Origin of the sequence: Rhodovulum sp. DZ06 (genome assembly GCF_050586345.1) — a bacterium.
Lineage (GTDB): Bacteria > Pseudomonadota > Alphaproteobacteria > Rhodobacterales > Rhodobacteraceae > JBOCEF01.
The window spans coordinates 1-9,387 of the sequence record NZ_JBOCEF010000084.1; the positions used below are offsets into that span (position 1 = coordinate 1).

A 9,387-nucleotide genomic window follows, 5' to 3' on the forward strand; every position below is an offset into this window, starting at 1 on the left:
CCCCCCCCCCCCCCCCCCCCCCCCCCCCCCCCCCCCCCCCCCCCCCCCCCCCCCCCCCCCCCCCCCCCCCCCTCCTTCCCTCCCCCCCTTGGTTCCCCCCCCCCCCCCCCCCCCCCCGCCCCTGCCCTGACCTATCCCGAAAGACCGCCAGATGAGCCGCACCGCCCCCGACCTGCCGCCCCGCGCCTGGATCGCCTGCCTGCTGGCGGTGATGGGCCGCGAGGCGCAGCGTTTCCTCGCCCAGCGCGCCCGCTTCATCGCGGCGCTTGTGCGCCCGCTGGTGTGGCTGGTGGTCTTCGCCGCGGGGTTCCGCGCCGCGCTGGGCCTGTCGATCACGCCGCCCTACCAGACCTACATCACATACGAGATCTACATCGTCCCCGGCCTGTGCGGGATGATCCAGCTGTTCAACGGGATGCAGTCCTCGCTGTCGCTGGTCTATGACCGGGAGATGGGGGCCATGCGCCTGCTGCTCACCTCGCCCTTCCCGCGCTGGTGGCTGCTGCTGGCGAAGCTGGCGGCGGGGGCGGCGATCTCGATCCTGCAGGTCTACGCCTTCCTCGGGGTCGCCGCGCTCTATGGCATCACCCTGCCGTGGGAAGGGTACCTGCTGGCGCTGCCCGCCCTGATGCTGACGGGGCTGACGCTGGGCGCGCTGGGGCTGCTGCTGTCCTCGACCATCAAGCAGCTGGAGAATTTCGCCGGGGTGATGAACTTCGTGATCTTTCCAATGTTCTTCCTGTCCTCGGCCCTCTACCCCTTGTGGAAGATGGCCGAAAGCTCCGAGCTGCTGCACGACATCTGCGCCTTCAACCCGTTCACCCACGCGGTGGAGCTGATCCGCTTCACCCTCTACGGGCAGCTGAACCTCGGGGCGCTGGCGGTGGTGGCGGGCAGCTTCGCGGTGTTCCTCGGGGGGGCGCTGATCGGCTATGACCCGGCCCGCGGGCTGCTCTCGCGCAGGCGCTGAGGGGCGGGGCGCCAAAGTAGCGGCCCCGCCGACCGGGAATCGTGGCACACTGAAACCGACCGCGCCGCCCCGCGAGGTCCGCGCCCCTGCCGCGCGGGCCCGCGGCCGCGCCTGCGCCAGCAGCCGGAGGACCCGCCATGAAGACCGCCCTCGCCGCCGCCCTCGCCGCCATCCTGGCCCTGCCGCTCGCCGCCCCCGCGGCGCTCGCCAACGGATCGAAACCCGTGGACGACCTGCCCGAGGATTTCGTGGTCGAAAGCGATGAGTACGGCGAGACGAACCCCGAGGAGATGACCCTCGACCGCTTCATCCAGAACGGGCGCGACGGGAAGGCGGACATGATCGTCTGCTCGATGGGCTATCCCGCCACCAAGTCCGGCGCGCATGAAGAGGCCCGCGCGATCTTCGAGGCCTGCATCAAGGCCGGCTACACCCAGGCCATGACCTGGATGAGCTACCTGCACGACAACGGCTATGGCGGGCCGGAGGACCCGGACGCCGCCGCAGCCCTCGACCGCATGGCGGCCGAGGCCGGGGACCCGGTGGGGCAGTTCAACTACGGGCTCGACCTGATGCGCGGCCGGGGCGTGGCGAAGGACACGGCCGAGGGCCGCCGGATGGTCGACATGGCCGCCGAACAGGGCCTGCCCGTGGCGCGCCGGATGCAGGATTCGGGCTATGACCTCGACGAGGTGACCCCCGACGCGGATGAGTGGAAATACCAACCGCTGTTCTGAGCGGCAGTCGGGGCCGCCGCCCGGGGCGCGGCCCCGCCGGGAGACGGCGCCGGAGAGGGGCGCGCGGGCCGATGCCGCGCGCCCCTCTTGCGTTCCCGGGGAGCCGTCCCCCTTGAAAACCCGCGCGCAAGTGAACATTGTTCAAAAATCCCCCGCGCGCAGGAGACGCCCCATGTTCGCCGTCGCCGACACCGACAAGCTCGTCCGGGACGGCGTGCTGTCCCCCGCCCAGGCGCGGGAGATCGAGACCCGCGCCCGCGCCGTGATGATGGAGCTGGTGGTCGACGCCCTCCTGGTCGGCGGCGTTCTGGCCGCGGCGGCGGGGCTGATCTTCTGGCTCGCCGACGCCGCCGCGGTGGCCGGGGCGGGGCTGGTGTTCGGCGCCGTGGGCCTCGCGCTGCTGATGCGCGGGGGCGAGACTCTGCGCTTCTTCGGCGGCGCCGCGGCGCTGATCGGGGCGGGGATGCTGCTGGGCGGCGCGGCGATGGAGCTGATGCAACGCTACAAGGAGGTCGCGGACCCGGTGATGCTCGCCCTCGGCGCCGCCGCGGGCCTCGGCGGCTGGGCGGTCTGGCGGCGCGACGGGCCGGGGCTGGCCTTCGTCGGCGGCGCGATCCTGCTGATGGGCCTCGCCGTCCACCTGCTGGGGCTGGGGCGGATGATCCACAGGGCCGATCCGGGCGACCTCGCCACCGGCGCCGCGCACCTGTGGTTCGCCGCCGTGATCGCCTGGGCGGGCTGGCGGGTGGATGTACGCCTCGTCTCGGCCGCCGCCATCGTGCCCTTCGCCCAGGTCCTCGACACCGGGACCTTCTACCGGCACGCCGCCTACGCCTTCTATTCGCCCGAGAGCACGCTGACGATCCTGCAGATGTCCGCCCTCGTGACCGCCGCGCTGCTGCTGGCCCGGCGCCGACCCGAGCGGGACGCGCGCCACCTGCGCATCCACGCGATGATGGGCTTCGTGGTCGCCAACCTCTCGGCGCTCGTCGGCTCGCTCTGGGGCGACGTGGTGGGCGAGAGCTGGGTGCGCACGGCGCTGCGCGCGGCTCTCGACGGCTCGCCCGACCAGTGGGACAGCTACAACGCCGCCCTCGCCGCCTGGCGCGAGGGGGCGATCACCATCCCCGAGGAGGCCTATTCCATCGCCTGGGCCGCGGCGCTGGCCGGGATGATCGCCTGGGCCGCGATCCGCAACCAGCGCGGGCTGTTCAACGCCGGGCTCACCTTCGCGGGCATCCATTTCTACACCCAGCTGTTCGAGAGCATGGGCGCCGCCCCCGAGGCCTTCGCGCTGGCGGGGCTGATGGCGATCCCGCTGGCCTGGGGCGCGATGAAGGCCAACAAGGCCCTCGCGGCCCGGGACCGGGCGCGCGCGGCGGCGGCGACGCCAGAGGCGAAGGCGGAGACGCCGGGCGCGGAGGCGCCCCTCGCCCCGGGCTGAGCCGCCCTCAGTCGAACGAAAGCTCCCAGGTCTCGGACACCACGTCCTGGCCGAACTGGCGCACCGGCGCCGCCTCGGCCACGTGGAAGCCGTGGGCGGCGTAGATCCGCCGCGCCGGGGCCAGCACGTCGATGGTCCAGAGGCGCATCCGCCGGTAGCCCGCCGCCCGCGCGAAGGCCACGCACTCGCCCACCAGCATGTGCCCCAGCCCCCTGCCCCGCGCCGCCTCGTCCACGAACAGAAGCCGCAGCCGCGCCGTCTCGGCATCGTCCTCGGCCGCGAAGACGCAGCCCTGGGGGGCGCCGTCCAGCTCGGCCACCCAACCCTTTTCGCGCCCCGGCTTGGCGCCCGGGTCGAAGCGCGAGACGATGCCCAGCGCGATCCGCTCCCACTCCGCGTCCCAGCCATGCGCGGCGGCGTAGAAGGCGGCCTGGCGGCCCACCAGCTCGCCCAGCTCGCCCACCTTCGGGTCGCGCAGGACCAGATCGGCCGGGGCCGGGCCCTCGGCGAACAGCCCCTCGAGCATCCCCATCGCCGCCACCGCACGCGCCTGCGCCGCGGGCGAGAGGCGGGCCAGCAGCCGCCCCACCCGCGCGTCCGATTCCGCCTCCAGCGCCGCCAGCATCCGCGCCCCGGCGCGGGTGAGCGAGAGCGTCATGCGCCGCGCGTCGTCCGGGTCCGGATTCCGCTCGATCACCCCCTGCGCGCAGAGCGCCGAGAGGATGCGCGACAGCTGCCCCGGGTCCATGCTCATCGCCTTGGACAGCGCCGCGGCCGAGGGCGGGCCGTCCGGCGTCGCCCCGATCTCGTGCAGCACCCGGGCCTGGGGCAGCGACAGGGGGGAGTCGTGGAACCCCTCCTCCAGCGCCCCCACCAGCGCGGTGTGGAAGCGGTTGAAGCGGCGCATCCGGGCGATGCGGGCCGAGAGCTCCGCTTCGGGCGCTTGCATGGGGGAAGGCGCGTCGGTCATGGGTCCATCTGGCCGGAGAAGGTTGATCCGGTCAATCAAAATTCAGCCCCGCCCCGGAGGGCCTGCGCGCTTGATTGCGCCGCCGGGGGCGCCAATCTCATCCCTTTCGCCCCTTCCCCCGCGCGCGCCGCGCCCGGCGCGGCGGCGGGGCCAGGCCCGACGGGATGTTTCGATGACCGAATTCCTCGCCCTTCTGTCCACGCCCGAGGCGTGGGTCGCCCTGTTCACGCTGATCGTGATGGAGGTGGTGCTCGGCATCGACAACCTCCTCTTCATCTCGATCCTCACCAACCGCCTGCCCGAGGAAAAACGCGCCTCGGCCCGCCGCATCGGCATCGGGCTGGCGCTGGTCCTGCGGCTGGTCCTGCTGGCGGGGGTCGCGTGGATCGTGCAGCTGACCGACCCGCTGTTCGCCGCCTTCGGCGAGGAGTTCAGCTGGAAGGACCTGATCATGGTCGCGGGCGGGCTGTTCCTGGTGTGGAAGGCGACGAAGGAGATCCACGACCAGGTGGACCCGGAACCCGAGGGGCTGTTCGACAAGGCCGCGCCGAAGGTGGCGGCCGGGTTCGCGGCGACGGTGGCGCAGATCCTGCTGCTGGACCTGGTGTTCTCGATCGACAGCATCATCACCGCGGTGGGGATGACGCCGCACGTGCCGATCATGGTGGTGGCGGTGGTCACGGCGGTGACGCTGATGCTGATCGCCGCCGGGCCGCTGGCGCAGTTCGTCGAGGCGAACCCGACGGTGATCATGCTGGCGCTGGGCTTCCTGCTGATGATCGGCATGACGCTGATCGCCGAGGGGTTCGGCGTGCATGTGCCCAAGGGCTATGTCTATGCCGCGATGGCGTTTTCGGCGGCGGTGGAGGGGTTCAACATGCTCTCTCGCCGGGCCCGGACGCGGCGGGCGGCGGCGCGCCGCGCTGCGGGAATGCCCCCGGCGGACGGCCATGGCTGAGGCGGCGGCGGGGCGCGGGCGGGGCGGCGTTCGGGCCGCCTCGCCGGGCGGCGGGAGAAAAATCCCGGGGCGGTTCAAAAAACTGCACGCAGCCGCTTGACGGCCCCCGCGGCTGGCCGTAAACAGCCCCCCGTCGCCCGGGGCCACCGCCCCAGACGCCACGGCGGCGGAGTAGCTCAGCTGGTTAGAGCAGCGGAATCATAATCCGCGTGTCGGGGGTTCAAGTCCCTCCTCCGCTACCACCCTTCCCGACGCGCGCCGCGGATGCAGCGCCTTCGGCAAAGAGGCCCGCGCCCCACGGCGCGGGCCTCTTCGCGTTTGCGGCCGGCGCCGCCGCACGCGCCCCGCGGCCCACCGCACCCGCCGCACCGCCCCGCGCGACCCGCGCGCACCACCCTGCCCGCGCCGCGGCCGATCCCCACTGCCCGCCCCGATCCCCGCCGCCCGCCCGCCCGGCCATGGACATCGCGCCCGCCCGTTCATAGCGTGGTCATATCGCTTCGACGCCCCCTTCCGCGCCCGCCGCGCGCCGCCACGGGAGACTTCGCCCATGACCGCCCTGCGCCGCCCCCTCGCCGCCGCCCCCCTCGCCGCCCTCCTCGCCGCCCCCGCCGCGGCCCAGGGCGCGGGGGACCTGCGGCTGACCGACTTCCTCGACGCCTCGCGCCTCACGCTCAGCGGCGCCGCCGCGGTGGGCGAGGACGGCGCCCTCACCCTCACCCCCGCGCAGGGCTGGATGTCAGGCAGCGTGTTCTCCTCGGCGCAGATCTCCACCAAGGCGTTCAGCACCTATTTCGCCTTCCGCATGGACCGGCCCGGGGGCGGCGGCGCGGACGGGATCGCGCTGATCGCCCAGACCGCCTCGGCCAGCCTCGGGGAGAATGGCGGCGGCATGGGCTACGAGGGCGTCCCGAACAGCCTGGCGGTGGAGTTCGACACCTGGCGCAACGGCTGGGACCGCAGCGACAACCACACCGGGCTGCTGATCAACGGCGACGTGCGGCACAGGGACTTCGGGCCGGTCGACATCGAGGCGCCCTTCGAGGCGGGCGAGACCTGGCACGCCTGGCTCGATTATGACGGCTGCACGCTGGAGCTGCGCCTGTCCCGCGCGGGACTGCGCCCGCCCGGGGCGGTGTTCGCGCACCCGGTCGACATCCCCGCCCTGCTGGGGAGCGAGACCGCCTTCGTCGGCTTCGCCGCCGCCACCGGCGCGGCCTGGGCGCGGCACGAGATCCTGGCCTGGACCTATCTCGAACGCTATGCGCCGGGCGAGAGCGGCGACGCGATGACCTCCGGGACCGCCGCCGCGGGCGATCCGGGCGCCGGGGTCGAGGAGGAGGAGGCGTCCTCGAGCAGCAGCGCGGCCTGGCTGGGCGCCGCGCAGCGGGCCGAGCCGCCGGCCCCTGCGGCCCCGCGCACGCCCTGCCGACCCTGAAGCCCCCCGCGCGCGCTCAGCGCAGCGGGGCGGCGCTGCTGCTCGGCTCCTCCAGCACCAGCGAGAACGCGTCGGCGAAGGCGTCGGAGGAGGCGCCCGAGGCACGCTCCGCCGCGAAGCGGATCCGCGCGGTGCGGGCGCCGGGCGGGACCGGGCCGGACCAGTCGACCGCGGTCCAGTCCACACTGTCCTGCGTGGGCGAGGGGCGCACCGTGATCCCCCCCGGCAGCGCGGCGCCGCCCGCGTCGAGGAAGACCAGCGACACCGCGCCGTGATCGATCAGCCCCCGCGCCCGCCGGGTCTGCACCAGCGCGCTGAAGCCGGCCGAGAGGATGTCGTCGTCGATCTCCGCCGCATGGGCCGAGAGGTCGACGTCCTGGCCGATCTCCTCCTGCTCCGGGCCCTCGGCCGAGGTGACGGTCCAGGCGCCCAGCGCGGCGGGGTCGACGCCCGCGAAACCGGCGGCCTCGGCGGGGACGAGGACCATCTCGCCGCGAAGCGCGGTCCAGCCGCGCAGATCGCCGGTCTCGAAATCGCCGTTGACCACGAGGTTGCCGCCGGGCGGCGCCGGGTCCTGCGCCAGCGCCCCTTGGGCGGGGAGAAGCGGGATCAGGACGGCGCAGGCGAAACGCAGGGCGGGATGCATGGCGGCGGCCTCCGGGGGTTCGGTTGCAGGGGATCGGCCTGGGAGGGGGGCGGCGCGGTCCACCCTGCCCCGCGGGGCGCGCGCTGGGCAAGGCGGCCCGGGGCGGCGCCCCCCGGGATCACCCGCGGCGGGCGCGGGGTCGGGCGGGACCGGCGCGCGGCCCCGCCCGGCGGCTCATTTCTCGAACACCATGCGGATCGCGACCGGGGTCACGCGGGTGATGCCCGACAGGCCCGCCAGTTCCTTGAGCGCGTCGATCCCGCCGTCGATCCCGAGATCGGCGGTCGAGAGCATGATGAAATCGGCCGTGGTCACCAGCACCCGGTCCTCGGTCAGCCGCGCCACCAGCATCTCGGCCTCGACCTCGGCCACCACCGGGCCCAGCGCCAGCGCGCCCTCGAACGGGGCGATCGTGGTGGCGCCCACCGGCAGGGCCGAGATCGCGGCATAGTCGACCGTGCCGGTCAGCACCGCCTCGCCCATGCCCTTGAACACGTGCTCCAGCATCCGCTCGTTGCGGATGTCGATATTGGTCTCGACCGAGCCGAGATCGATCCGCACGGCCACCGCGCCCGAGGGCGCGACCTCGCCCGAGACGCGGTTGAAGTGGTGGACCTCGCCGGTCTCGTTGCCCTTCACCGACCCGAAGGCGACGCGCGAGGCGTCCTCGACCGAGGTCCAGGCCCCGCCGTGATCATCGGCGAAGGCGGCGCCCGCCAGCAGCGCCGCGGCGGCGGCTCCCATCAACATCTTCATGCCAAGGCTCCTTCTGTCCAAACCCGGATCGGTCCAAGCCGCCCCCCGGGGGCGGAAGCTTCGGACAGGCGGTTGCGCCGCGCAAAGGTTTTCTCGCGCCGCGTGCAGGCGCGGGGGATGGCGGGGCCGCCCCGGGCGCAGGCGCGGGGGATGGCGGGGCCGCCCCGGGCGCGGGCGCGGGCGTCAGAGCAGCCGCTTGTACATGATCGTGGTGCCGTCGAGCTTGCCGGGATGGATCGGGTCGACGCAGAAGCCGGGGATCACCCCGACCGTCTCGTAGCCCATCGAGGAATAGAGCGGCTCGGCCATGTCGCCGGTGCGGGTGTCGAGGGTGATCAGCGTCCGCCCCTCGGCCGCCGCCCGTCCCTCCAGCGCCGCCATCAGCGCCCGCGCCAGCCCGCGGCGGCGGGCCGAGGGGTGGACCAGCAGCTTGCCCGCCTCGGCCCGGTGCGGCTGGTTGGGCTGGGGGGCGCGCATCAGCAGCACGCATCCGAGGATCTCGCCGCCCTCCCCTGCGCCGCCCCGCGCGACGAACAGGGTCGTCGCCCCGCTCTCGATCCCCGGCAGGGCGGCGCCGCGCCACCAGGCCTCGGCCTGCGCGGTTTCGAAGGGCAGCACGAAATTGACGCTGGCCCCGGCATGGACCGCGGCGTGCAGCAGGGCGCCGAGGGCGGGGATCGCGTCGCGGGCTTCAGCGGCGGAGAGGGAGTGGATGTCGGTCATGGGTCACACCAGGAACAGGATATAGCGGGCGCCCGTCTCGGGCGGGGTCTCGAAGGCCGATGGCCCGTGGAGCGCGTAGCGCAGCGCGTCGCCGGGGCGCAGCGCATGGGCGGCGCCGCCGAGGGTGACGGTCAGCGCCCCCTCGCGCAGCAGCAGGTGATGCTCGAGGCCCGGGCGCGGCGGCGCGTCATAGGCGATGCGGGTTCCGGGCGGCAGCCGCGCCTCCACCGCTTCGCCCGCAAGACCCGGGGCGGGGGGCGACAGCAGGCGGCGGCGGAAGCCCGTCTCCGGGTCCGTCCAGTCGGGCTGCTCGGCGGCGGGGACATGGGCGCGCGGCGCCTCGGCCGCCTGCATCAGCCGCGAGACGGTGATTCCGTAGGCGGCGCAGATCCGCCCCAGCGCGGCGGCGGTGGGCGAGGTCTCGGCGTTCTCGAGCCGCGAGAGGCTGGCGCGGGAGACGCCGGAGCGCTCGGCGAGGTCCGAGAGGGACCAGCCCCGTTCCGCCCTCAGCCCTCGCAGCCGGGCGGCGATGCGCGCGTCCAGGGTCTCGGGGTGGGTTTCGGGATCCGGGGCGGGGTCTAATTCCATATCTGGAACCATGTCCCCAATCCGGGATTCGCGCAAGCGCCCGGACCAGGCGCCCCCGACGCCCCGGCGTCGGGGGGGGGGGGGGGGGGGGGGGGGGGGGGCCCCCACCACCCCCCCCCCCCCCCCCCCACCCCCCCCCCCACCACCCCCCAACATC

Annotated in this window: 10 protein-coding genes and 1 tRNA gene; 6 read left to right on the plus strand and 5 right to left on the minus strand. The window is 74.3% G+C overall.

Translation table 11 applies throughout. The annotated features are described in order from the left end of the window. The first annotated feature begins 151 nt into the window (after nt 1-151). From ACQ5SO_RS20930 to ACQ5SO_RS20940, 3 genes are all read left to right on the plus strand, one after another. A complete protein-coding gene (locus ACQ5SO_RS20930) occupies nt 152-970 on the plus strand; it encodes an ABC transporter permease (protein WP_430943598.1) in 819 nt (272 codons plus the stop codon). A gap of 137 nt (nt 971-1,107) precedes the next feature. After that, the gene (locus ACQ5SO_RS20935) at nt 1,108-1,707 is read left to right on the plus strand and encodes a tetratricopeptide repeat protein (protein ID WP_430943599.1); all 600 of its coding nucleotides are present in this window, start codon (nt 1,108-1,110) and stop codon (nt 1,705-1,707) included. Nucleotides 1,708-1,879: 172 nt separating this feature from the next. Beyond that, complete coding sequence (locus ACQ5SO_RS20940) at nt 1,880-3,151, plus strand: hypothetical protein (RefSeq protein WP_430943600.1); 1,272 nt, start codon at nt 1,880-1,882, stop codon at nt 3,149-3,151. A 7-nt stretch (nt 3,152-3,158) separates the two neighbouring features. On the opposite strand, the gene ACQ5SO_RS20945 is transcribed toward ACQ5SO_RS20940, so the two are convergent. After that, complete coding sequence (locus tag ACQ5SO_RS20945; protein WP_430943601.1) at nt 3,159-4,121, minus strand: bifunctional helix-turn-helix transcriptional regulator/GNAT family N-acetyltransferase; 963 nt, start codon at nt 4,119-4,121, stop codon at nt 3,159-3,161. Nucleotides 4,122-4,293: 172 nt separating this feature from the next. On the opposite strand from ACQ5SO_RS20945, the gene ACQ5SO_RS20950 reads away from it, so the two are divergent. From ACQ5SO_RS20950 to ACQ5SO_RS20960, 3 genes are all read left to right on the plus strand, one after another. Further along, nucleotides 4,294-5,079, plus strand: coding sequence for a TerC family protein (locus ACQ5SO_RS20950; RefSeq protein WP_430943602.1), 786 nt, complete (start codon nt 4,294-4,296; stop codon nt 5,077-5,079). Between the two features lie 165 nt (nt 5,080-5,244). Continuing rightward, nucleotides 5,245-5,321: transfer RNA gene (locus ACQ5SO_RS20955), tRNA-Met, on the plus strand. A 308-nt stretch (nt 5,322-5,629) separates the two neighbouring features. Next, nucleotides 5,630-6,517, plus strand: coding sequence for an L-type lectin-domain containing protein (locus ACQ5SO_RS20960; RefSeq protein ID WP_430943603.1), 888 nt, complete (start codon nt 5,630-5,632; stop codon nt 6,515-6,517). 16 nt (nt 6,518-6,533) lie between these two features. Here ACQ5SO_RS20960 and ACQ5SO_RS20965 read toward each other — a convergent pair whose 3' ends face one another. The 4 genes from ACQ5SO_RS20965 to ACQ5SO_RS20980 form a co-directional block, all read right to left on the minus strand. Continuing rightward, nucleotides 6,534-7,163 (minus strand): hypothetical protein, encoded by a 630-nt coding sequence (locus ACQ5SO_RS20965; protein WP_430943604.1) that lies wholly within the window; start codon nt 7,161-7,163, stop codon nt 6,534-6,536. Nucleotides 7,164-7,337: 174 nt separating this feature from the next. Further along, nucleotides 7,338-7,919 (minus strand): YceI family protein, encoded by a 582-nt coding sequence (locus ACQ5SO_RS20970; protein WP_430943605.1) that lies wholly within the window; start codon nt 7,917-7,919, stop codon nt 7,338-7,340. Nucleotides 7,920-8,102: 183 nt separating this feature from the next. After that, a complete protein-coding gene (locus ACQ5SO_RS20975; RefSeq protein ID WP_430943606.1) occupies nt 8,103-8,642 on the minus strand; it encodes a GNAT family N-acetyltransferase in 540 nt (179 codons plus the stop codon). A 3-nt stretch (nt 8,643-8,645) separates the two neighbouring features. Continuing rightward, nucleotides 8,646-9,230 carry a helix-turn-helix domain-containing protein gene (locus ACQ5SO_RS20980; protein WP_430943607.1) on the minus strand — a complete coding sequence of 195 codons (585 nt, stop codon included), beginning with the start codon at nt 9,228-9,230 and terminating at the stop codon, nt 8,646-8,648. Nucleotides 9,231-9,387 lie beyond the last annotated feature (157 nt).

Bases quoted from the DNA above. Each gene is read 5' to 3' on its own strand.
- ACQ5SO_RS20930 (WP_430943598.1), top strand. From the start codon at position 152: ATGAGCCGCACCGCCCCCGACCTGCCGCCCCGCGCCTGGATCGCCTGC.
- ACQ5SO_RS20935 (WP_430943599.1), top strand. From the start codon at position 1,108: ATGAAGACCGCCCTCGCCGCCGCCCTCGCCGCCATCCTGGCCCTGCCG.
- ACQ5SO_RS20940 (WP_430943600.1), top strand. From the start codon at position 1,880: ATGTTCGCCGTCGCCGACACCGACAAGCTCGTCCGGGACGGCGTGCTG.
- ACQ5SO_RS20945 (WP_430943601.1), bottom strand. From the start codon at position 4,121: ATGACCGACGCGCCTTCCCCCATGCAAGCGCCCGAAGCGGAGCTCTCG.
- ACQ5SO_RS20950 (WP_430943602.1), top strand. From the start codon at position 4,294: ATGACCGAATTCCTCGCCCTTCTGTCCACGCCCGAGGCGTGGGTCGCC.
- ACQ5SO_RS20960 (WP_430943603.1), top strand. From the start codon at position 5,630: ATGACCGCCCTGCGCCGCCCCCTCGCCGCCGCCCCCCTCGCCGCCCTC.
- ACQ5SO_RS20965 (WP_430943604.1), bottom strand. From the start codon at position 7,163: ATGCATCCCGCCCTGCGTTTCGCCTGCGCCGTCCTGATCCCGCTTCTC.
- ACQ5SO_RS20970 (WP_430943605.1), bottom strand. From the start codon at position 7,919: ATGAAGATGTTGATGGGAGCCGCCGCCGCGGCGCTGCTGGCGGGCGCC.
- ACQ5SO_RS20975 (WP_430943606.1), bottom strand. From the start codon at position 8,642: ATGACCGACATCCACTCCCTCTCCGCCGCTGAAGCCCGCGACGCGATC.
- ACQ5SO_RS20980 (WP_430943607.1), bottom strand. From the start codon at position 9,230: ATGGAATTAGACCCCGCCCCGGATCCCGAAACCCACCCCGAGACCCTG.